The sequence below is a fragment of the Bacteroides sp. CAG:189 genome (genome assembly GCF_000432295.1).
Classification (GTDB): Bacteria; Bacteroidota; Bacteroidia; order Bacteroidales; family Bacteroidaceae; genus Bacteroides; species Bacteroides salyersiae.
Window position 1 is genome coordinate 40,830 of the sequence record NZ_HF991119.1, and the last position, 25,715, is coordinate 66,544.

Annotated in this window: 16 protein-coding genes; all 16 read left to right on the forward strand. The window is 44.4% G+C overall.

Going from position 1 to position 25,715, the window contains the following annotated elements:
• The first annotated feature begins 5 nt into the window (after positions 1-5).
• The gene (locus QVP90_RS16995) at positions 6-3,320 is read left to right on the forward strand and encodes a TonB-dependent receptor (RefSeq protein ID WP_005927989.1); all 3,315 of its coding nucleotides are present in this window, start codon (positions 6-8) and stop codon (positions 3,318-3,320) included.
• A gap of 12 nt (positions 3,321-3,332) precedes the next feature.
• On the forward strand, positions 3,333-5,096 hold the full coding sequence (locus QVP90_RS17000) for a RagB/SusD family nutrient uptake outer membrane protein (protein WP_005927993.1): 1,764 nt from the start codon (positions 3,333-3,335) through the stop codon (positions 5,094-5,096).
• Between the two features lie 37 nt (positions 5,097-5,133).
• Complete coding sequence (locus QVP90_RS17005) at positions 5,134-7,173, forward strand: DUF6259 domain-containing protein (protein ID WP_007479548.1); 2,040 nt, start codon at positions 5,134-5,136, stop codon at positions 7,171-7,173.
• A 4-nt stretch (positions 7,174-7,177) separates the two neighbouring features.
• Entirely contained in the window at positions 7,178-8,893 is a 1,716-nt protein-coding gene (locus QVP90_RS17010; protein WP_021937082.1) for a phosphodiester glycosidase family protein, read from the forward strand.
• Positions 8,894-8,942: 49 nt separating this feature from the next.
• A complete protein-coding gene (locus QVP90_RS17015; RefSeq protein ID WP_288204901.1) occupies positions 8,943-10,247 on the forward strand; it encodes a hypothetical protein in 1,305 nt (434 codons plus the stop codon).
• Between the two features lie 131 nt (positions 10,248-10,378).
• A complete protein-coding gene (locus tag QVP90_RS17020) occupies positions 10,379-12,691 on the forward strand; it encodes a beta-glucosidase (RefSeq protein WP_021937084.1) in 2,313 nt (770 codons plus the stop codon).
• Between the two features lie 7 nt (positions 12,692-12,698).
• The gene (locus tag QVP90_RS17025; RefSeq protein ID WP_021937085.1) at positions 12,699-13,817 is read left to right on the forward strand and encodes an SGNH/GDSL hydrolase family protein; all 1,119 of its coding nucleotides are present in this window, start codon (positions 12,699-12,701) and stop codon (positions 13,815-13,817) included.
• Positions 13,814-15,088 (forward strand): DUF4855 domain-containing protein, encoded by a 1,275-nt coding sequence (locus tag QVP90_RS17030; RefSeq protein WP_264379970.1) that lies wholly within the window; start codon positions 13,814-13,816, stop codon positions 15,086-15,088. The genes QVP90_RS17025 and QVP90_RS17030 overlap by 4 nt, the downstream gene beginning before the upstream one ends.
• Before the next feature lie 168 nt (positions 15,089-15,256).
• The gene (locus QVP90_RS17035; RefSeq protein ID WP_021937087.1) at positions 15,257-16,411 is read left to right on the forward strand and encodes a PD40 domain-containing protein; all 1,155 of its coding nucleotides are present in this window, start codon (positions 15,257-15,259) and stop codon (positions 16,409-16,411) included.
• A gap of 285 nt (positions 16,412-16,696) precedes the next feature.
• Positions 16,697-17,776 carry a DUF4855 domain-containing protein gene (locus QVP90_RS17040; RefSeq protein WP_005928007.1) on the forward strand — a complete coding sequence of 360 codons (1,080 nt, stop codon included), beginning with the start codon at positions 16,697-16,699 and terminating at the stop codon, positions 17,774-17,776.
• Between the two features lie 49 nt (positions 17,777-17,825).
• The gene (locus tag QVP90_RS17045) at positions 17,826-18,965 is read left to right on the forward strand and encodes a hypothetical protein (RefSeq protein WP_021937088.1); all 1,140 of its coding nucleotides are present in this window, start codon (positions 17,826-17,828) and stop codon (positions 18,963-18,965) included.
• A 19-nt stretch (positions 18,966-18,984) separates the two neighbouring features.
• Positions 18,985-19,743 (forward strand): glycerophosphodiester phosphodiesterase family protein, encoded by a 759-nt coding sequence (locus tag QVP90_RS17050; RefSeq protein ID WP_021937089.1) that lies wholly within the window; start codon positions 18,985-18,987, stop codon positions 19,741-19,743.
• A 510-nt stretch (positions 19,744-20,253) separates the two neighbouring features.
• Positions 20,254-20,826, forward strand: coding sequence for an RNA polymerase sigma-70 factor (locus tag QVP90_RS17055; RefSeq protein WP_021937090.1), 573 nt, complete (start codon positions 20,254-20,256; stop codon positions 20,824-20,826).
• Positions 20,827-20,911: 85 nt separating this feature from the next.
• Positions 20,912-21,880, forward strand: coding sequence for a FecR family protein (locus tag QVP90_RS17060; protein ID WP_021937091.1), 969 nt, complete (start codon positions 20,912-20,914; stop codon positions 21,878-21,880).
• A gap of 209 nt (positions 21,881-22,089) precedes the next feature.
• On the forward strand, positions 22,090-23,961 hold the full coding sequence (locus QVP90_RS17065; protein ID WP_021937092.1) for a DUF4838 domain-containing protein: 1,872 nt from the start codon (positions 22,090-22,092) through the stop codon (positions 23,959-23,961).
• Positions 23,958-25,715 (forward strand): beta-N-acetylhexosaminidase (locus QVP90_RS17070; protein ID WP_288204902.1); only part of this gene is annotated, 1,758 nt, incomplete at its 3' end. The genes QVP90_RS17065 and QVP90_RS17070, both read left to right, overlap by 4 nt.

The following is a 25,715-nucleotide window of genomic DNA, read 5'->3' on the forward strand; positions in this document are numbered from 1 at the left end:
AACCTATGAAGAACTATCATTTAAAGATGCTCATATCGTCATGTGTGCTTGGGCTGCTATTGACTATAGCCCACCCGGCAAACGCACAGCATTCGGTTAATATTACGAACAAGACGATCGCTCAGGCAATCAAAGTCATTGAAGGAAATACCGGTTACAAGTTCTTTTACGCAGAGAACCTACCGGATTTCAACAAGAAAGTAAATTTTAAAATAGACAACAAATCTATTGAAACGATTCTTACCAGTCTCCTCAAAGACACGGAGATTGCATATGTTATCAAAAGTCCGAAACAAATCATCCTGTCGAAAAAAACATCTCAAATATCCGATCCGAAAGCGACATCCGGAACTTTTACAATCAGAGGACAAGTGAAAGGAAGTGACGGAGAACCGTTGATAGGCGCCTCTATCATATCGACCAACAACATAGGAACCATTACAGACTTAGACGGTAACTATGAATTACAACTAACCCAACCCACCACATTGACGTATACGTATATAGGCTATACGCCGATAAAGGTAAAGGTCAGCAAATCCGAAACAAAGAATATAACCTTGGAAAGTTCCGATGTCATTCTTGACGATGTAGTAGTAGTGGGTTACGGTACACAAAAAAAAATAAACCTTACAGGATCCGTACAGAGCATAAATAGTGAAGACATCCTCAGACGTAATGTATCCACCGGTTCCGCCGCTCTACAAGGTGTTATTCCGGGACTTACCGCGATTCAGTCGTCCGGACAGCCGGGAGCAGACAATGCCTCTATCAAGATCAGAGGATTAGGATCTCTCAATTCGGCAACCTCTCCATTGGTATTAATCGATGGAGTGGAGGGGGACATGAACCGTATCGACTTAAACTCTGTAGAATCGATCACAGTACTAAAGGATGCAGCTTCTGCCTCTATCTATGGTTCACGAGCTTCAAACGGAGTGATACTTATTACTACCAAACGAGGCTCTGAGGGAAAAGTGAAACTGACATTCAACGGTTATGCCGGATTCAATACACCAACAACCCTGCCTACTCCTACAAGTGCCATAGAATATATGCAGGCAGTAGACGTGGCACGTGCCAACGCAGACCAAGCTCCGTTATACACCCAAACCATCGACATATACCAAAACGGCGGAGTAGATAATATCAATTATTACGACACAGACTGGCGTAACGAGGTGATTAAAGAATCAGCATTGATTCAGAACTACTCGCTCAGCATCAGTGGAGGAAATGATATAACCAAACTTTTCGCCACAGCCGGTTACTATGCACAGGACGGATTGATTGATAATAACAAATTTACACGGACCTCCTTACGTGTCAACACCGATACAAAAGTAAACAAGTGGATGAAGCTCGGAGTAGACATAGGAATACGGCAGTCAACGGCAAAATCACCAGTAATGGATACTGCCGCCAACATTATCGGTAAAGCATTGACAATGACCCCTATCATGTCCGGTATCAACGCCGATGGCACATGGGGATACGGCATTAACGGTACTAATCCCATCGCTATGGTACGGAACGGATGTGTAACGAACAGCACCGCCCCCGAATATACGGCAAGAACCACTCTATCCATCGATCCTTTCGACGGATTCAACATCTTCGGAGCCTATACATGGAAACGTGCAGATGGCGAAACCAACGCTTTTGTAAAACCTTACCAAGTATATGAAAATGGTGTATCCAAAGGAGAATTCCCGACTACCGGTTCATCCAAATCGGAGCAAAGAACAAAAACCGTTACCAAACAGTACAACCTACAAGGTACTTATGAGAAAAATTTCCATAAGAACTACCTAAAAGCATTAGTCGGATTTCAAAGTGAAGAATTAAATTACAGCTATCTGTTGGCCGGTCGTAAGAATTATTATTATGACGGATACGAAGAACTGGTAAACGGAGATATCAGCACAGCCTCCAATTCAAGTTCCAAATATGCATGGGCCATGTTATCGTATTTCTTTAGAATAAACTATGCCTATGACGACCGATATTTACTGGAAGTCAACGGCCGGTATGACGGTACTTCAAGATTCAAGAAAGGACATCGTTGGGGGTTCTTCCCTTCGGTATCTGCCGGATGGAGAATATCCGAAGAAAACTTTTTTGAATCGGCAAAGAGCGTAGTAAGCAATCTGAAAATAAGAGCCTCTTATGGCGAACTGGGCAACCAGGCTATCAGTGGTTATTATCCTTACGCTTCCTCCATAGGCAGTGCAACGAGCTACGGATACTGGTTCGACAAAGAGTTGGCGTCAGGTGTTGCACAAATACAGTTGGCGAACGAAGCCATCACTTGGGAAAAGTCGAAACAAATTAATGCAGGTCTCGATCTCGGCCTGTTTAATAACCGTTTCAACGCAACTTTCGATTATTACATAAAAGACATCACCGACATGCTTCAACAGTTTCCTGTTCCATTATTCGTCGGTATGACCGCTCCATGGGAGAATGCCGGTTCGATGCGCAACAAGGGCTGGGAACTCTCATTAACCTGGCAAGACCGGGTGGGCAACTTAAACTATTACATCAAAGGAAATCTTTCCGATGTAAAAAATGAAGTAACCGATTTATATGGAAAAGAATATGTAGGTACTACAACGATTACCCAAGAAGGCGAACAATACAACTCATGGTACGGATATGTGGCCGACGGTTATTTTCAAAGCCGGGAAGAAATCAACAATTCTCCCGTATACGGTGGTAATCCCGACAATGTAAAACCGGGATATATAAAATATAAAGATATCAGTGGCCCGGAAGGAGTACCCGATGGAAAGATAGACAGTTACGACCGTACAATACTCGGAAACCCCACTCCCCGATATGAATTCGGACTGACATTGGGTGGTGACTGGAAAGGACTCGATTTTTCCTTGTTCTTCCAAGGAGTAGGTAAAAGAGACGTATATTATTCCGGTGCCGGCGCACGTGCTTTATCGGGCAATTATACGATTTACAAATACCAGTTAGATTACTGGACCGAAGACAATCCAAACGCCAAATTCCCGATATTGCTCGAAGATCCCAACGGGACAAATCCCAATAATATGATATCGAGTTTCTGGGTAAAAAGCGGGGCTTATTGCCGTTTGAAAAACATAGTGATAGGATACACATTGCCACAAAGATGGACACAGAAAGCCACCCTATCCAAAGTTAGAATCTATGCAAGCGCACAAAACCTGTTTACGGTAAAGAATAACTTCTACGAAGGTTTCGACCCGGAAAACAGCATCGGATCAGGTGCAAGCTGCTATCCGCTAAACAAGACATTTATATTCGGACTCAATGTAGAATTTTAATTCACCAGAAAGATGAAAAAGACATTATTATATAACTTAACTGCCACAGTTCTTACCGTCATAGGACTTTCCTCATGTGCCGATTTCCTCGACAAGGAGAACCCTGCATACGATGCCGAAGGATTCTATGCCACCGAAGCGGGATTAAAAGAGGGCGTTACAGGAATTTATTCCCTTTTGTATTTCGACATGAACTGGTCGGTACCCGCATGTATCGTTCTTGATCATTACACTGCATACGGACTCGAGCAAGACGAAAACAACTCGATCGGAGCAGGAGGAACACTGAACCCCGATAATGGTAAAATTCAAGCCTTCTGGACCGGAGAATATGCGATAGCCGCCCGCGCTAACTCTGTAATTTACGGTGCCAAAAATGCCGTTGCAGGGATGAGTGATGCAGCCCGGCAATATTATGCCGAAGCGCGTGTACTCAGAGCATATGCCTATTACAACCTCGTATCGGCATTTGGCGACGTACCTTTCTTTACGGCTCCCGTTACCATAGACGAATACCAATCGGGCCGTACCCCCAAAGGAGACATTATCGATTTTCTGATCGAAGACCTTAATGACGCCGCCGACTATCTTCCTTGGACCGGGACTGAACGGGGACGCGTAGATAAAGCCGTAGCATATGGTCTGATAGCCCGCATCGGCCTGTTCGGCGGAAGTTTCAATGTCAACAATAAAGGCAGCGAATATTTCAGAACGGCTGCGGATGCCGCCGAAAAAGTGATTGGAAAACGCAAATTGGCTACCAACTTCTCCGACCTGTTCAACTTAACCGGTCAGGCCAAAAGCGATGTCCGAAATGAACTGCTATGGGAATTGATGTATTCCACAAGCGGAACAAAAAAACTGCATACCGTAGGTTACGGGCATTCATCCCGTAATTATGGCTCATCAGTACGTTTCCCCAGTTCCTTAATCGTAGATACCTATGAATGCATCGACGGCAAACGTATCGACGAATCGGAACTTTATGATCCGAAACACCCCACACGAAACAGGGATCCCCGTTTCAATGCAACATTGGCCGGTCATGGCGACACCATAAATTATACCAATACCGACGGCAACAATCCATTGAAACTCGTTCTCAACATATACGATGATAAAACCCGGTTCTATCCTCGTAGAAATGCCTGGTATACTGCTCAGAATGTGGATGTAACCACCACCAGTCCATCGCTCGTCAACAATGGAGTAGGGTATTTATGGCGTAAATATGCCGATGAGAACACAGAACAACTGATGAGTTCTTCAAGCAATCTGATCTTGATGCGCTATGCCGAAATACTCCTTTCGTATGCCGAAGCCAAGATAGAACTCAACGAACTGGACGAATCGGTGTACTCTGCCATCAATGAAGTGCGCGGACGTGTCGGAATGCCGGATGTATCCACCGATCGAAAAGGAGATCAAACTAAAATGCGCCAATTGATACGCCGTGAACGCAAAGTCGAATTAGCACTTGAAGGATTACTGTTCGTCGACGTCCGCCGTTGGGGCATCAGTGATATGCTGAACGAGCATCCTTCTTACGGACAACCCAAAACCGACATCAGATACGAAGGGCTGGAAGCTACCGATATTCCCAATTTCAAAACGGACGAACGTCACGACCTGAACGATGTTCCTTCCTATGAAAGCTACAAAGATAAACTCAGGGTGCGCGATAAAAACAGATTCTGGGCTTCAAGATTTACATGGTGGCCTATTCCACGTCTTGAGACAGACCGTGATCCGAATCTGACCAATCCCGAATATTGAATCTAAATTTTGTAATACCAGTAATCTATTTAATATCATGATGAAAAGTTGTTTAATATCTATTCTTGTCTCTCTCGCAAGCTTTACTACAGCGTGGGGCCAAGCCAGTGGTACGCAAGTGACCGAAACCGACTCGACCCTAACACTCCGGAACAGCAAAGTGAGAGTGGAATTTCCCAAAGGGGAAGCTTTCGACATCTCAAAGCTGACACTTAACGGAAAAGAATTAGTATTGAGCAAAGGATACAATACCGTTCCCTGGACGCTTACCTACAAAGGACCGCAAGGAGAAAACCCGGTACTTTTCCCCTCTCACGGCGAGTATACCGGATGGGCAAAGACAACGAAGGACGGACATGTCGCCATTGCCTTCAAATGGAACATGCGGCTTACTTACCAAGATCTGGTTCCGGTAGTAATGACCGTTTCCCTTCCCGGCGATTCGGAACTCGCTTATTGGGATATTCAAGCGGGCACTCCGGATGGATGGCTGGTAAGTAATACGCAATTCCCCCGTATCACGGTAACCCGTCCCGATAAAGCCAAGTTGATCACCTCGGCAGGTTGGGGTGCAGAGTATAACCTAAGTAACCCGCAGGTATATACTTCCAGCTATCCCTCGGTGACCGGTTCCATGCAACTCCTGCTTCTTCACAACCCCGACGGATCAGTATATTATGCTACCGAGGACAGAGAAGCCTGCGGCAAAGATTTCAGAGCCGCAGTGGGCGATAAGAGCGTAACTCTCTTAACAGACATTGTAGCCTCCGAAGGATGGTCGGACCATACAAGCAAGACCTTTACCCTTCCGTGGCCGACAGTGATCGGATACTCCCATCTCGGATGGCAGGATGCAGCAACGAAATGGTATCGTCCTTTTACGTTTACCACCGAATGGGGAAGCAAACCGTTAGCATCGCGCAACATCCCTCAATGGCTCTTAGATACCGATACCTGGATCAGAGCCAAAGGAGTGAATGACACCGTACGGACAGCCGTAAACAAAGCCATCGATTTATATGGCAAAAACACCTTCGTGCATTGGTACTTCTGGCATCATCACCCTTATGACACCCACTATCCGGACTACTTCCCCGCAAAAACGGATTTTGCCGAGATGATAGCCGAAGTCCGGGAAAGAGGTTGCCACACCGTCCCTTATATCAACGGGCGGTTGTGGGATCCCGCAAGCGACAGTTATGCTGCCCTGAATGGTGCCTCAGCTTCATGCCGGAAACCGGACGGAACGCTCTATACCGAAATTTATCCCACATCCAAAGTACTGAACTCCGTCACCTGCCCCGCATCCAAACTGTGGCAAGGGATCATTACCGATCTTGTCATTAAAATCCAGAAAGAACTGAAAACCAATGGAGTTTATATTGACCAGATCGCTGCCGCCGCTCCCCAGCCTTGTTGGGCCACCAATCACGGACATGCCCGGGGCGGAGGTGACTACTGGCACAAATCTTACCGCCATCTGATGGATTCACTCCGCACCTATCACCTGGAACCGGGAAATATCTTAATCAGCGAAGAGAATGCAGAATGTTACATCGACATGTTCGATCTGTTGCTCACGGTCAATTCACCCCACAACGGTTGTAAGATAGTACCTTTGTTCCCAATGGTCTATTCCGACAGACTTATCACATCGGCATATACCTATTCGCCTACCGACAGAGTAAATCGTGGCGACTTCCTGTATCAGACCATGCAATGCTTTCTGTACGGTTCACAGTTGGGTTGGGTAGATCCTACGCTTTTAATGAAGGAGGAAGCCAAAAGAGAAGCCGACTTTTTAAAAACACTCTCGGTGCTTCGTAAAAAGCAACACGATGTTTTTGTAGGAGGAAGATATGTAAAGGAGATCATCCCGAAAGGGGATAATCCGATAACCGACGTTCACGGATTCGGCAAAATGAATGTGGTAGCCGGCTCCGAATGGATTTCTCCGAAAGGTCAAAGAGTACAATATTACGTGAACATGGACAGCGTGGACCATGAAATAATATTGCCCGACAATAATAAAAAACGGACTGTAAAAGCCCTGCAAGGCATACGAATTAATTTATAGAATCATGAAAAACAGCTATTCTTTACTATTGTTTTTATTGAGTTGCATCCCGTTCGGCTCTTTTGCTTCCACCACCTGGAAATTGCAAAACGTCGAATATCGTGTAGACACATTGTCACATGTAGTGATAGGCCCCGGTACCACCCAGACAACTTTGATGCTGGAAGGCCCGGTGAAGTTACGTGTATTCTATACAACCACGGACATGACCGATCCGAATGTGAACTTGAAATTGATAATGGGAAAGGATAATCTGACAAGCAATGTAACCGTACCGAACATGCCGGCGTCCCATAATGATCCGGAAAACATCTATTTTGCCGGTGTAAATGCCGACTTCATTGGTGGTATGGGGCCTGTCGGTACTACGGCTGCGAACGGAGAGATGTATAAAAGTTATAAGGGGACCGGATGGTATGCAATAGGTATTGACAAAGATAAAAAACTTCATTCCGGTGCTCCTTATACTACTTTCAAATTAGTCTCGCCAAACGCCGGACAGGCTTCCATCAAAGCCGTTAATGCCGTACGCAGTGACAATGAGATGATATTGTATACTTCTCGTAAAGGCAGCACTACGGGTACCAAAGGGGCAGGAGTAGAGGTCGGTGCCGTAGCTGTCGACGGCCCGTTGAAATCAGAAGGAACTACCCGGATGCGCGTAACGGTTGCACCGGTAAAAGATGTCGGCAATATGGCGATTCCGGAAAATGGGTTCGTACTTTCCGGAACAGGATTTACGACCAATACGCTGACCAAGATGCAACTTGGCGAGGAGTTCGAAGTTACCCCGACCATTTATTTCGATAATGTGGCAACAACAGACATCACAGACATGTGTGGCGGATGCCCGATGCTACTTCAAGAGGGAAAGATTCTTGAAACACAAGGTTCCCTGGATCACCTGGTCAATCGTGAGCCTCGTACGGCAATAGGTTACAACACTGATGGAACAAAGGTAATACTACTTGTTGTCGACGGTCGTCAACCGGGAGTATCGGTCGGTGTACCCTCTAAAGATTTGGCTGCAATACTACTCAATCTGGGGTGTACGGAAGCGCTGAACTTTGATGGAGGAGGTTCCTCTACCCTGTATGTCAAGGAACTGGGCGTTATCAACACGCCGAGCGAAGGAAGCCTGAGAGCTGTAAAAAACGGCCTTTTCATTACAACTCCTGCCACTACAGATAAGGAAATAGCTCAAATCCGCTTTGCCGATTATGCGAAAAAAGCGGAACAGAACAGTTACTACTCTCCAGTGATATACGGCTACAACGCACAAGGATTGCTCATCGATACAAACGTGAAAGGAATAACTCTTTCCTGCAGTACCGAATTGGGAGAAGTACAAGAAAACGGTACTACCGTATTATGTAGCGGTGCAGGTACTCACCCCCTAACTGCTTCATTAGGTGAATTGACCACAACTTTACTTGTTACCGTAAACGGTTCCGGCACAGGAATCGCTTCAACTGCCACCGGCTCTATCGATGTATATCCCAATCCTGCAAGAACAGGAGACCAGGTCTATATCGATTTCAACGGAAGCGGTACTGTCTGCATCTACAGTACCACCGGGCGGTTGATCCATCGTTTCGAATACAAGAAAAACGGCAATACACCGACAGTACTGCCCACAGAATCGTTGACCCCAGGTTTTTATATAATCACCTTATCAGATAAAACATTCAACAGGATAGCTAAATTAATGATACAATGACAAAAAACAAAATCAAAATAATTTCTATTGTTCAACTTAAATTTCAAAAATGATGAAAAAACAATTACTTACAGCAACGATCATGCTAACCGGCATGTTCGTTTTGACTCCTTCTATTGCAGATGCGAAGTCTTCTATGGATTCAAACCTTAAGTTGCTATGGATGAATACAGACGTCGCTCCATTACACACAAGTGCACGTCAAGGATTCGGTATGAATGGAAAATTCTATCTCCAAAACAAAGACACCAAACAAATTGAGGTATGGGATGAAACCGGGAAAATAACAGACATCCCTTCCGGAGAAGGAACCAATATTACATTTGACGATGCGGGAAACATCATTGTGCGTATTGGAACTTTTAACACCAATTATGTCAGTACCCGAAACGAACTGAGAATTATTCCTGCAGATGGTTCAGACGTAATAGATATTCCATTAAGCGGAATTACACCGGGGCGTCTCGACTTTTGGGGACATGTCAGAGGTAACGTACTCGACAAAACGACTGGCGGTCTCCTGTATATGGGTACAGCATGGTATCCTCAACTGATTGAAATACCAATCATAAACGGCCAACAAGACGTAACCAATACGTACACCTATACTTATGAAAGCCCATTCGGAGTATCGGGAAATTTTGCTACCACCACGATAATATCCAGTTGGGAAAATGGCGAAGACTTAGCTATTCTGAGTCCATTATATAATAAAACAAATTGTAACTCCATCCAAAAGTTAGCGTTAGATGATGACGGTAACTGGTCACATGAGTCTTACTATATAACTCCCCGCCATAGCGGATGTGCAGGGGTCTACATCTTCAAGTTAGGAGGGAAAGACTACATCATCTTCAAGTTAGGAGGTAAAGACTACATCGTATATCCTTCCGGCGATAACAATGCCGACGGCTTCACCGTATCCAAATTGGCTACTAAAGCTACATCTGAAATAGAAGACAGTGATGCAGATGTAAGAATAGCAACCAAGTATTCGGAACAAAAAGATGATGGTAATCCCATGTATACAAACAATGCTTTTTATGGAAATCATCTGACAGCAGAAGCTGTCAGCGAAACCGAAGCCTATATTTATCAGTATTATCCTAACGGATACATTGCAAAATATTCATTCACAGTTGGTACAGATACCGGTGTTGAAAAAACAGAAACTCCTAAAGCAACCGTTATCGGTGGTACCGGAGAAATTACAATTGAAGGTGAACCTGCTTCTATCGAAGTCTATACCATAAGCGGTATTCTCATCAGCCGTAATGAGAATAACGTGAAATGTATTCCGGGAACATATATTGTCAAAACCGATAACAATGCAACCAAAGTAATAGTCAAATAAAAGGTTTTTATTTCAAGAGCCTGTTCAAATTCCGACCGGTATCATCCGAAAGTAAATTCAGACAGGCTCTTTCTACATTTTCATAAAAATAGCACCAGTTACATAGAACAAATCAAAACATTTACCACACCATGCACAAGGCCATCATACCCCTTTTATATGTACTCATCTTTTCTGTCAGCAATCTCTTTGCCGGCAACGGCAGTAAGCCACACTACAACGATAAAGACATCAATCATATTGTCAGCCAACTCACTCTGGAACAAAAAGCCCGGCTTTTAGTAGGATGTCCGGGTAGTGATAAAGGAGTCAGCCATATAGTTGCAGGATCTGCAGGATATACTTTTCCGATCGATTCCCTGGATATTCCCTCCATCAATCTGGCAGATGGTCCGGTAGGAGTACGAATCACTCCTGTCCTACCAAACAAACCGTATACTTCTTATTGCACCTGTTTCCCCTCGACCACAGCACTGGCCGCCACTTGGAACAAGGACATAGCCCGGCTGGAAGGTAATGCAATCGGTGATGAGGCTCTGGCCTACGGTGTCGACATCGTACTCACACCGGGCATCAATATTATGCGCAACCCTCTTTGCGGACGCAATTTCGAATATTTCTCCGAAGATCCCTATCTTTCCGGTATAATGGGCGCAGCCATGATCAACGGAATCCAGGACAAAGGAATCGGAGCGAGCCTGAAACATTTTATTGCCAACAATCAGCAAACAGGTAAACTCTACAACGATGCACGCATCTCCCAACGTGCCATCCGTGAAATTTATCTCAAAGGATTCGAAATATGTATCAAAAACTCCGATCCGTGGACCGTGATGGGTTCTTACAATAAAATAGGAGGGCAATATACACAAGCCAATCCGGAACTGCTCCGGACGATTCTCCGGAACGAATGGAATTATAACGGTCTGATTGTAACCGATTGGTATAAAAAACGGGATACTGCCGACCAACTCAATGGCGGAACGGACCTGATGATGCCGGGAGAACAATCTCAGGTAGATGAAATAATAACCGGAGTAAAAAACGGCCGGATCAGCGAAACCACTCTAAACGAAAGTGTGAAGTACGTATTGAAACTCATTTCCAAATCCATCTCTAACAAAGGATGGGAATATAATGAAGCTCCCGACCTTGCTGCAAATGCAGCATTGGCACGCCGTATCGCTACCGAAGGAATGGTGCTCCTGAAAAACGACCGCTCCTTTCTCCCCATATCCCAAGGCGCGAAAATAGCTTTGTTCGGTGCCACTGCATACAAGTCCATTGCCGGAGGTACCGGATCTTCCAACGTAAACAAAGCTCATATCACAGATATATCTACCGGACTCGAAAAGGGCGGTTATACACTAAGCAACAGACTAAAAGGACTCTATACAAAATTCGTGGAATTTCAGAATGACCTTCTCGACAAACATCCGGAAAGCACCGACTGGGAGAAACTATCATACAACCGGACGGTAATCGCCGAAATGGATCTGTCAAAAGCGGAAAGCATTATCGGGCAGGAAGCTAAAAATTCCGACATCGCACTCATCGTCATCGGCAGGGGTTCCGGCGAAGAGTCCGACCGCAGACTGGAAGGTGACTTTTACCTTACGCCCGAAGAAAAATTCATGATTGAAAACGTATCTTCCCAATTTCACGCTGCAGGAAAAAAGGTAGCGGTGGTGATGAACGTTTGCGGGGTCATGGAGATGAACTCCTGGAAGGATGAACCGGATGCCATACTGCTGGCTTGGTTTCCGGGACAGGAGTGCGGAGATGCCATAGCAGATGTAATCAGCGGAAAAGCAAATCCTTCCGGCAAACTTCCGATGACTTTCCCGATAGACTACTTCGACATTCCTTCCTCCAGAAACTTCCCGATGGTGGGAGAGACCAAAAGCGGCAAAAACTTCGATTATACTAATTACGAAGAAGATATCTGGGTAGGATACCGCTACTTCAATACGGCCAATAAAGCCATCGTCTACCCTTTCGGATACGGATTGTCGTATACGGATTTCTCTTTCGGCAAACCGAAGCTCGAAAGAAAGAGCGGAAAATGGGTAGCTACCATCCAGATAACCAATACAGGAAACGTATCCGGAAAAGAGACCGTACAATTATACATTTCCGCCCCGCAGACTTCCATCCAAAAACCAAGCGCAGAGCTAAAAGCTTTCGGGAAAACACGGGAATTAAAGCCGGGGGAAAGCGAAACGATAAAACTCGAATTTACCGATTACGATCTGGCTTCATTTGATGAAGCTAACTCGCAATGGCTTACATCCAAGGGGGAATATACGCTCTCTTTCGGCGCGTCAAGCAAGGATTTCAGAGCTACGCTTCCTCTCAACATCAGCAAAAGTAGAATTTGGAAAGTAAACAATGTACTTCGCCCGGTAGAGAAAATAAACGTCATGAAATTTCCCTTAAAATAACCGGATGATGAAACGTTTGGCATTGATTTTTCTATATGTATGTCTATCGACTCTCATTCTCTTCGGAAGTACCACACAGTCGTCCGGTACCTCCGGGGCAGACTCATTGACGTACTTCGATGCCGCCCGGTTTCCGGTTATCGGAAAGATATACCCCGATTCCTTGCCGCTTTTTTCCCGTATTCCCTATTTCCTGAAACCAACTACGCGGAAAGCGGTGTGGAGCTTAGGACAGAATTCCGCCGGAATTGCAGTACGCTTCCGTTCCGACTCGCCCGTGATCGCTGTGAAATGGGAAAATACGTTCAACAATTCCATGAAACACATGGCACCGGTCGGTATCAAGGGACTCGACCTCTACTGCTTTATCGATGGCAAATGGCGGTTTGTGAACAGTGCGCAACCTTCGGGTAAAACCAATCAATGGCAGATCATATCCGGCATGAATGCCGCCGAGCGTGAATATATGCTCTACCTTCCCCTGTACGACGGGATTCATTCATTGCAGATCGGAGTCACGGCACCGTCTCACATCGGGCAGCCTGCGTTGCCCTGCCCCGATACCCGAAAACCCATCGTATTTTACGGGAGCAGCATTACACAAGGGGCCTGTGCCTCACGTCCCGGAATGGCCGCCACCAACCTGATAGGAAGAAAACTAAACGTAGAAACCATCAACCTGGGATTCAGTGGCAATGCTTTCATCGACTATGAAGTGGCAAAGATGATGGCCCATGTGGATGCATCCGCTTATGTGCTCGATTATGTACCGAATGCATCTCCCGAACAGATTTTGGAAAAAACGGAGAAGTTTGTACGGATACTGAGAGAAAAGCATCCGGACGTCCCTTTGATATTTGTCGAGGACCCCATTTTCCCCCATTCTAAGTTCGACCTTAGAATGGCCAAAGAGATTAAGGACAAAAACGATGTTATGAACCAAGCCTTTTCATCACTGAAAAAGCAGGGACTGAAAAAAATATATCTGGTGAAAGGGAGGTCATTAATCTCCGCCAACAGTGAATCGACTGTCGACGGCATCCATTTCACCGATTGCGGATTCGAACAATACGTCGACGCAATACTACCTGTATTAAAAAAAGCCATAAACCATAAAAAGAAATGATGTCAACTTTAAAAAAAACATATATCACACTCGCCATTACGGTCATTACCGTTTTCCTCGGTGCAAGTACGGCAACAGCTACTTATAAAACGGATGTAGTCTCGGATATGGCCCTCATCTATCAGGGCGGTAACCATCGACCCGAGTGGACGGAAGACGAACTGCGTCCTTACGTGGTCCACACTTTTGCCGATGGTCGTATGGAATGGTTTTTCGACTCGTTTCTCTTTTTCGAATTTACAGATAGCTGGCAGATAGCATTCGGTTCCAGCTACGGAACACGGAATGCCCAAAGAAGCGACTGGGAATGGTTGCTGAACAGAGTATTCGAAAAGGGTAAGTCTCTCGATGCCTTAAATTCGTGTATCGAGCATTACAAAACGATCATCGGAGAGCCGTCATTCAAACACCGAATTGTACTTGGAGTCGTATCGCCCATCACCGGTCAAACCGACTGGGGAAGTCTTGATGGGAAGACGTTGGATTTCACAAACAGAGACGATCAGATAACAGCCGCCAAATGGTATATAGACCAACTGATGGAACGATTTGCAGAAGGAGCTTACAACAATCTGGAACTGACAGGTTTCTACTGGCTCGAAGAGAGTACAGCCAAGTGCGGAGATCTGCCTAAAGATGTCAGCGAATACATTCATCAACTGGACAAACGCTTCTATTGGATTCCATATTGGAATGCATCCGGATATAACTTATGGAAAAAATTAGGATTCGATACCGCTTTCCTACAACCGAACCATTTCTTTAGCAAGGACATACCCGACATCCGGCTGGATCAAGCCTGCAACACTGCCCGAAAATTCGGAATGGGACTGGAAATGGAGTTCGACAGCAACGTGCTATACGAAAAAGAGGATTCTTATTATAGCAGATTGGAAAGCTATATCAATGCTTTCGAAAACAACGGCGTCTTCGAAGAGTCATCCATTGCCTATTATTCGGGAACCAAGGGAATCCTCGATATGTACCGTTCAAACTCTATCGAGAATACGCTTATTCTGGACAGGATTGCCGGCCACATCCTGAACAGACGTAGCCGGGGCGTGGGCATTGAAACGCCCGATCCTCCTAAAACCGATGTTATCGTTGCAGGAGGTGTCGGAGAACTGTATATATCGGGAGATCCCGAATCGATCCGGATATATACCGCCAACGGCATACTGGTCAGCGAAAACAGGAAAAGTTTTCAATGTCCGTCCGGCATTTACATAGTGATAGTCGATGGAGAGACCAGAAAGGTAACCGTTCGCTGATAGTCTAATAATCCCTATTTTACAAATAAAAAAATTAGTAACATTAAAGAGCCTGTTTAAATTTTCCTCTTAAAAGTTTTTATCAGTTTATTTAAAGCACTGCTCGACGAAAGCCGGGGAGACACGCTATACATAGATATTTACCTAAAAAAAGCAGACAACGGATGGGTGAAATACCTACCGCTGAAAAACAAAGTGGCGGAGGAGATAGATCCTTATATATCCTACCGGTTGATAGAACCGTCTTATGTGGGATATGAAGTTATGACCATCAATCAGCGAAATGTAACCAGCTTCGAAGAGAACATCATCTATAATAACTATGCACTCTCTGACGGAGACAACGGGCAATGCGTGAATTGTCACTCCTATCAGAACTATAACCGGGACGGTAACATGCAGATGCATGTGCGCCAACATTTGGGAGGAACCATCATCGTCACAGGAGGAAAAATGAAAAAAGTAAATATGAAAACTCCCGAAACCATTTCGGGGGGCGTATACCCTTCGTGGCATCCCAAAGCGATGCTGATAGCTTACTCTACCAACGATACCGGACAAAGTTTTCATACCAAAGATCATGAAAAAATAGAGGTGCAGGATGCTGCATCCGACTTAATACTGTACGATGTAGAGAAAGATGAAATACAGATTATAGCGAATGATAAAAGCGAATTCGAAACTTTTCCCTATTGGAGCACGGATGGCAAATACCTGTACTACGTTTCGGCATCGGTAAAAGAAATGGACAAAGAAGAGATGAACGCTTATTTAAAAAACGATTATAAAGACGTGAAATACAACCTTTACCGTAAATCGTTCGACCTAACGACCCGGAAATTCGGAGCAACAGATACTCTTTTCAGGGCATCCGACTATGGGAAAAGCGCTACTTTTCCACGGGAATCTCCGGATGGCAGATATTTGCTTTTCACGCTGGGAGACTACGGTACTTTCCACATCTGGCACAAAAGCAGTGACCTATATCTGATGGATTTGAATACTGCAAGTGTCCGCCCGCTTACGGAAATCAACAGTCCGGACGTCGACAGCTATCACAGTTGGTCGTCGAACGGACGATGGATTCTGTTCAGCACCCGCCGTGATGATGGTTCGTATACCCGCCTGTACATGGCCTATTTTGACAAGGAAGGCAAAGCTCATAAACCTTTTATCTTACCGCAAAAAGATCCCGATTATGATGCACAACTGTTCAAATCCTATAATATTCCGGAATTCATGGTGAAACCGGTAGAAACGACCCATTATCAGCTTCTGAAAGCGATTGAAAAAGAAAACATCAATGTAAAATTAAAGAAATAGCGACAATACAATATATTAAGAGGCTGTTTAAATTTTCCTCTTAAAAGCTTTATCAGTTTATTTTGAGTTTATTTTCGGTCTGCTTTCCTGTTTTTACTCGTTAGATAGCCCGCTATCCTCCTCATAAAAACAGAAAAACATCCTCATTCGATCTGTTTTCCTGTTTTTACTCGTCAGATAGCCCGCTATCCTCCTCATAAAAACAGAAAAACATCCTCAAAAATAACTCTCAAAATAATACTGAGCAAAATTTAAACAGGCTCTAAAAAAACAAAATTATTAAACATGAAAAAGATTCTATACCTCTTAACAGCGCTCATTCTCATGGTCCCTTTCCACTCCTCAGAAGCCGGAGGAAACGAAGGAAGCAAGTACAAAACCAATAAAATCCGCGATCTGGCACTCATCTATCAAGGAGGCGTGCAAAGAATCGACTGGACACCCGACCAGTTTGTCCCATACGTCACCCACCAGTTTGCCGACGGTACAAAAGAATGGCTGTTCGACGGCTTTTTATTCCTCGAGTTTGCCGATGGCAAAGGCTCCACTTATGCCTACGGATATACCAAAAAACAGGCACGGAAAACGGAATGGGAATGGCTTCTCGACAGAATCTTTGAAAAAGGGAAAGCACTGGACGCTCTCGATCAATGCATCGAACAAGAGAAAAAAGAGATTGGGAAACCCCGCTTCAAGCATAAGGTTGTTTTAGGAGTCGCCATTCCCCTGTCCAAACAAAAAGACTGGGGATCGATAGACGGAACTCCCCTTGATTTCAACCGGCAAGCCGATCAGATAAAAGCTGCCCAATGGTACATAGACCAATTGATGAGCCGCTTCAAAAAGGCCAAATATAAGAATCTGGAATTATCCGGTTTCTATTGGGTGGACGAGGATATTGCCACTTGCAAAGATCTCCCGAAATACGTAAGTCAGTACATCCATGCCAAGAAAAAGGAATTTGTCTGGATTCCTTATTGGAAAGCGAAAGGATACGATCAGTGGAAAGAATTAGGATTCGACATCGCCTATCAGCAGCCCAATCATTTCTTTACAAAAGACATCCCCGATTCGCGTCTGGACGAAGCCTGTGAACTCGCCCTGCGTCACGGCATGGCTATGGAATTCGAATGCGACAGCAAGGCCCTTTATGACTGTGAGGATTCTTCTTATGACAGGATGCTTGCATATATCAAGGCATTCGAAGACCACAATGTTTTTGAGACTTCGGCTATAGCCTACTACACCGGCAGCAAAGGGCTATTGGATTTATACCATTCCTCCTCTCCGGAAGATAAAAAGATTATGGATCGGCTGGCACGCCACATCGTTGCCCGCAGAAGCATAAAGGCACTGACAAAATAGAGGAGACGCTAACCGAATAGATTAAATCATCGACCTAATAAATAAAGCTATGAACAGGCTCATACTCATTTTCTTTTTGCTTTCCCCCCTGTCGATGCAGTCTCACAACGAACTCTGCACGATCAGAAAAGCAGGAGAGAATGTGTATGTGTCTTCTCAAATCGACGATCATCACGAAATAAACTATTGGTTCAAAAAGTGCATGGCAAATGATTTATTCACTTTTTACCGTGTTTCCGTCACCTCCGGCACTACCGGTACTACGGTCGTAAATGAAGCATACAGTGACAATATCGGCCCATTTGAGATCCGGGGCGGCGGTTGGTGTGGCGGCAACCATCTGTTTACGGACGAAAAGACCCAACCAGCCGAGACTTTCTCGATAAAACTCTATGCCGACGGACAAAGCATTTCCTCCGACACCCTCTTGAAAGCACAAATAATAAAGTTGGAAGTAAAAAACCGGATATTCAATCCTCTAAGCGCAGAACAGACCGGAGATAAGACCTATTTTACCGATACGCTATGTATTGAGAACGTAAATTACACGATAAGGGGCAACAGCATCCAGGTCGATTTATCTCACGACTACATCAACCGGACTCCCGTCATAATAACCAAATATTACGGAATGCAATCCATGTTCAAAGATGAAAACCAGCTTCTCACCCCCTTAGGAAAGTATCCTTTCTGGACCAACATACACCAGACAAACCGATTTAAAAAGCAAGATTTCCCCCGGTTCAACCGGTTCATCGAAAAAGGCGATTTGTATTTTCAATCCTCTTTCCTCCTTCACCGCGGATTGGGAACACATGATGAGCTCCCCGATGATGACGTGATTTTCATAGGTAATTCCTGGACTAAATGTTATCACAAGCTCATCGGAAATACCCTCCGAACCATCGGTCATCATGATTCGTGGAGCGGGGTATACACCTGGATAGCCACCCCGTTGCTCGATACAGGGTCTGCATTTGCTTACGACGGATTCATCAACGGGAAAAGGGTCATCTTTTTCAGCAACCCCGCCAAAGGCAGTTTCCGGCTCTCTCTCCCCCCAAATTCAACCTATGGAAAAGTTAGCATCATAGAAAACACTTCCCATGCGAAAATCAAAAAGAAGAAAGACTCACTCCGCCTTTCCTGCCATTCTCCCGGAAGTGTAATTATCTCACTCGAAAAATAACTTCAAAATTCAGTATATCATGAAAAGAAAACTTGTATTCATCTGTCTGATGGGAATCCTCGTAACTCTTACCGTAAATGCCCAACCCAAAATAGTGGCTCACCGGGGATATTGGGACACCGAAGGCTCGGCCCAGAACTCCATCCGTGCCTTGATAAAAGCCGACTCCATCCAATGCGACGCATGCGAATTCGACGTATGGCTGACAGCCGATAAAAAACTGGTAGTAAACCACGACGATCATATAAACGGTTACGTAATAGAAACCACGTCATCCGACACCATTCTGAATCAGAAATTGAAAAACGGAGAATACCTACCGTCATTGGATCAGTTTCTCGACGTTGCCAAACGCCTTACGATAGACTTGGTATTGGAAATAAAACCCCATAAAAACAGGGAACATGAAAAAGAAGCCGTAAAAATGATACTCGACCTGGTAAAAGCCAAAGAACTGGAAACAAGAACCTCCTACATTACTTTTTCCAGAAATGCTTTCGATGAACTTGTGAAACAGACCAACTGCCCGATTCTCTATCTGAACGGCGTAGCACCGGACGTATTAAAGAAAATCGGAGGAACAGGAGCCGACTATCACATCAACGTATTCAAAAAGAATCCTGAATGGATAAAGCAACTCCATGATTCAGGACTCGAAGTCAATATCTGGACGGTAAGCGAACCCGAAGAAATACAATGGTGTATCGATCACGGTGCCGATTACATCACGACAAACAACCCGGAACTGGTACAGAAAATGATCAAAGATCCATTATAACCATACAAAAGATACTTTATCACAACATCCGGATGTCTTTGTCCAAAACATGGGGATGTTGTGATTCTGAACATGGGGATGTTGTGGTATAAAACATCCCCATGTTTTGCATATTAAGAAATCGATTTTCAACAATACAAGAATATCTATCCTTCTCTATTCATTATTATACTTGAATATCCGACATCAGCTTATTAATTGCTTGACCACATCCATCTTCCCAACATGAGAAACACTCAAAATTCCAGCCTTTTTGAACAGAAAATCGGGAAAAGGCAAACTATACACACAAAAGTCACTATATTTGTGTTAGAGAAAATATAATAACGTCTATCTTTGAAGTGCAATAGATAGATTCCATACGTGTTTTGAGAAAGGTATGCCCTACAATGACCGGACATACCTTTTTTATTTGTAAAATATACCCGCCTAATATTTTTCAATCGAATCAATTCTCTTTATCATATATTTCTCTAACTTTGGCACCACTATTAAAAACACCTCTTCTTTATGGATGAAAAATACATTTTAGGTCTCCGAAAAGGATCGCATGCCGACTTCAACAAACTATACGATCTTTATGCCGACAGATTGTATGGCTTTGCCTATAACCTGACACATTCGTCCGAAATGGCGGAAGAGATTGTTCAGGAGGTTTTCCTGAAAATCTGGCAAATGCGAGAACATCTGTCGCCCGAATATTCTTTTCGTTCTTTCCTCTTCACCATTGCCAAAAACAAATTTCTGAATGATCTCAGAAACAGGCTTACCCTGCTCTCTTATGACGAATATACTGTACAACTGGACGCTGCCGAAGAGGGTGCAAACACTACCGAGAACGACTTTAACTTTCATGAATTGAACGAACAGATTCTTCAGGCGAAAGACAAACTGAGCAAACGGCAAAGAACGATATTTGAAATGAGCAGGGAAGAAGGGCTATCCAGCCAGGAGATCGCTCTAAAGCTCGACATCTCCGAGCAGTCTGTGAGAAATCAGCTAAGCAGTGCACTCAAAGTACTCAGAGAAGAGCTTATCAAGACAGGCCTTTGCTTTGCTATTCTTTTCATGAATCAATGGTAATACTTAAAAAATATTAATAACAGGAAGTACACATGTTACAGGTTTGCCGTTTCTGTGTACTACCTATAAACGGACAGGATCGATTATGGAGAAAAATAATAATATACTCGAAAAATATATTCACGGTAGCATCAACGAAGAAGAATACAAGGAGCTACAGCAAAAGATTCAGGATGATTCCGACAGAAGTATCCCGAATATGCTCGATGACTGCTGGCAGAAAGACATGAATATTCACGTTATGCCTCCCAGCGCTAAAGAGCGTACCCGCAGACGCATTGACGAAGAGATAAAGAAAGATCTCAGACGGATGTGGCTGAAACGGGTATCTACCGTTGCCGCTTCTCTGCTGATACCGATCCTGATTTTCTCCACCGTTTATCTCTACCATGAGATGGACCATTATAAACAAATACCCAATATCGTATCCGTCAACAGAGGACAACGTGCCGGTATCACGTTACCGGACGGGACAATCGTTCATCTGAACAGTGAGTCTAAATTAACGTATACCCCCGAATTTAACGGGAAATTGAGAGAGGTGTCCCTTGAAGGAGAAGCATTCTTTGAAGTTACTCCCAATAAAGAAAAACCGTTTATCGTAAAGACCTCCGTTTTCGATGTGGAAGTATTGGGGACTTCTTTCAATGTTTCTGTTTACAACGATGAAAACATTGTAGAAACGGCGCTTATAGAAGGAAAAGTCAAACTGACCATGAACGGTTATCCGTCCAAACCTGTTTATCTGACTCCGTCACAAAAATTCGTCTATTCCAGAAATGAGCAGAAAGGTAACATTTCCATTATGGAGGAGGACTCGGAACTGGCATGGAAACAAGGCATACTGGCATTCAATGCTGTACCGTTGACGGAAGTTTTCAAACGTATGGAAAGATGGTATGGAGTCACTATACACTATGATAAAGAAAATCTTGTGAACGATAAGTTCACCGGACAATTTAAACTGATTTCCATACAAGAGATGATGAACATATTGCGTATACACTATAACCTGAAATTCAAGATAGAAAACAATGACATATATATAATCTAAAAAAAACAGAAAAGCGCATGAAAAATACAAATTAAATCCACTCATTCTTAACAACTTACTAATGTTGCAAAAGATATTATAATCTCTTTTGTCCGTTACTTTTTTGTCCTTTTTCTTACATCCGATTCGTTTTAAAAAACTCAAGAGGGAACCTTCGCAGGTTGGTTCCAAGCTATTGTTATACCCTTTTTTAAACAAAAAAAATGCTTATGAAGAAATTTATATTGTATATTACGCTATTAATGATGCCGGTTCTCTGTTCGGCCAAGAAAGCTTTTGTCATAGAAAAAGACCGGACAATTATAGTGACCGGTGAGCAACCTTCTCCTTCGGTAATACTTGCAGCGCATGAACTGCAACATTTCATCAAACAATCTCTGGACATTCATCTGCCCATAGTCAGCGAAGTTCCCCAGCAGCCGTCGAAAATCATCTTTGTAGGCGGTAGTAAATATACGGAAAAAGTTCGTTTCAAAGAGCAAGAATATCTTATAGAGATCACTCCAGAGACAATTACGCTCATGGGACAGGACGAAAACTTCGACACAGACGGCGGACGTGACAATAACGGTATCACTCCTTCGAAAGACCGGACGAAAATCAATTACTCCCAATCCACTGGTGATCCGTCAGCTCCTGCCGAACTCACCCTTCCGTCTATTTATGATGCGCAGGGCACCTGCTATGCCGTGTATGACTTCTTGGAGAACTACTTGGGTATCCGTTTCTACGGTCCCGATTCACTGAATATCATCGTTCCAAAACAGAAAAACTTAAAACTCTCACCTGTCAGAATAATGCGTGCGCCCGTTCTCAAATACAGAGACGGCAGTTATTCTTTCGATTGGCCGATGATGAAAGAACAATATTTCAACGCAACTTCAGAAAATTTACAGCTATTTCTCAGACGCATCCGGTTCGGTGGTGAAAAGTGGGCAGCCAACCATGCTTTCACTGCCTATCAGGACCGCTTCCTGCAAAAGAATCCAGAACGGCCGGAATTATTCGAAAGCTATCATCCCGAATACTTCGCAGTAGGACGTACCGGTGGCCCTCACGAACGTCAGTTCTGCTATACCAACCGGGCATTCATCGAGCAAGTGGCCCAAGATGCCCGCGACTATTTTGACGGTAAACCTTTGAAAGGTGAACAAATCGCTTTAGGAGATTATTTTGCAATCGTTCCTTTGGATAACGCAAACTGGTGCCAATGCGAAGAGTGTACCCGGCAGTTGGCAATCGATAAAGACAACATCCGTGGAGAGCATTTCAACTGCGGTACCGCTACTCATTATCTCTGGACTTTTATTAACAACGTGGCCAAAGAGGTTAAGAAAACACATCCAAACAAAAAAATATCGGCTTTAGCTTATCATGTGTATGCCTATATGCCGGAAGATATGACACTGGAAGACAATATATCGGTAGCTCCCTGTCTGCATCCAAGAAATTACTGGGCACCGAAAATGAAAGAGAATGAAGTAGATTATTACAAGAAATGGATAGAAGAGAGTAAAAAGAGCGGCCGCCCTGTCTACCTGTGGAATTACTTGTGTTTTCCAACCGAACGCGGTCTGGTACAAAACTTCCATGTATTCCCGGGGTTCAGTATCCATGAAGTAGCCGGACAAATAAAAATGTATGCAAAAGATAAGGTACGGGGAATCTTCCTGTGCGGTATCGGCGAGCAACTGGATTTCTACATCACCATGAAACTATATGATAATCCATCATTAGACCCGGACAAACTGATCGACGAGTTCTTTACCTCTTATTTCGGCAAAGCAGCCAAGCCGATGTCGGATTTCTATGACAAGATAGAAAGCGTTTATAGCGATTCGAAAAACTATCCGTCGGATATCCAGACCAAAGACGCACAATTTCACCAGACGGAGTCCATCGCCTGGGAATACCTCGGTACGGACAAAGTGATGGAAGAACTGGAAAAATTGGTACATAAAGCACAAGCGGCTGCAAGTACCCCCGTAGAAAAAGCCCGGGTAGACTCATGGGTAACAGGTGTATGGGAATATATGACAACAGGCAAAGCCAAATACATATCTAAAAAAACAAGTAAATGAAGATCATCAATCATTTCGCTCTTCTCCTTCTGTTCGGATGTGCAGTCAGTTGTACCCAACCGGAGAATAGCATATCCAACGAATCCATTGGGATTATTCCTCTGCCGAGTACGTACGAACTGAAACCGGGTACCTTCTACATAACCGGGCAAAGCAGCATCGGCATAGACAAGTCCGATCCGGAAATGACGGCCTTAGCAAACTACTTCAATGAAGAAATCAGTGACGCTACAGGCTTTTCCCTGCCGGTAAACAACTCCGGTACGATTATTTTCCAGTTAGGCGAACACAAAGAACTGGGTGAGGAGGGATATCAGCTCTCGATATCGGCAGATCAACTGATTTTGAGCGCATACAAGCATCACGGAATATTCAACGGTATACAATCCGTACTTCAGTTACTCCCGCCGGAAATAAAGTCGAAAACGGTACAGGCAGACGCCACCTGGAGTATTAACTGCATAGAAGTCACTGATAAACCCCAATTTGCATGGCGGGGACTGATGCTCGACGTCAGCCGGCATTTCTTCACCAAGCAGGAAGTAAAGAAATTCATCGACCAGATGGCCGAATACAAATACAATGTATTCCATTGGCATCTGACCGATGATCAGGGATGGAGATTAGAAGTAAAATCACTGCCCAGACTCACCGCCATCGGTGCATGGAGAGCGCCCCGCGTAGGTAATTGGTGGGAGCGGGAACCGCAACTGCCGACCGACTCCCTGAGTTACGGAGGATATTACACAACAGAAGATATCCGGGAAATTGTAGAATATGCACAACAGCGCTATGTAACCATCGTGCCCGAAATAGATATTCCCGGACACAGCATGGCAGCCCTGTCGGCCTATCCGGAGATATCCTGTACGGGAGGACCGTTCCACGTCAATGTAGGCAACACTTTCTATACCGAAATAGAAAACTCCCTGTGTGCCGGCAATGAACAGACATTTGAAGTACTGGACAGCGTATTCGCCGAAGTCGCCCGCCTCTTCCCTTCTCCTTATATCCATATCGGCGGTGACGAATGCTATAAAGGATTTTGGGAGAAGTGTCCCAAATGCAAAATGCGTATGCAGAAAGAACATCTTAAAAACCTGGAAGAACTGCAAAGCTACTTTGTGAAACGTGTGGCCGCGATGGTTCAAAAAAGAGGGAAACAGGTTATCGGATGGGATGAAATATTAGAAGGCGGCTTGGCACCGGAAACTATCGTCATGTCGTGGAGAGGTATGAAAGGAGGTATAGAAGCTGCCAAGCAAGGACATTCCGTCATCATGACCCCAACCGACCATTGCTATCTGGACTTTTACCAGGGAGATCCGACAGTCGAACCAAACACCTATTCCATGCTGCGCCTACAGGACTGTTACAAATATCAACTCATTCCCGATAGTGTGGACGCTTCCCTGATCATGGGCGGGCAAGGAAATCTCTGGACGGAATCCGTCCCCCACTACCGGCAAGTGGAATATATGATCTGGCCCCGTGCCCTGGCGATATCGGAAACCCTGTGGACCGATGCCCGGTTGCGCAACTGGAAGTTCTTTGTAAACAGAGTGGAGCAACAGTTCGAACGTTTCGACCGATCCGGCGTCAATTATGCCCGCAGCATCTACGATCCTATCATTTATCCCCATTGGGATAAAGAGCACCGACTGAAAATAGCAATGAAGACAGAAATAGAAGGATTAAGCCTGTTCTATACATTCGACAATACCATCCCCGATATCTATTCCAATATGTATACA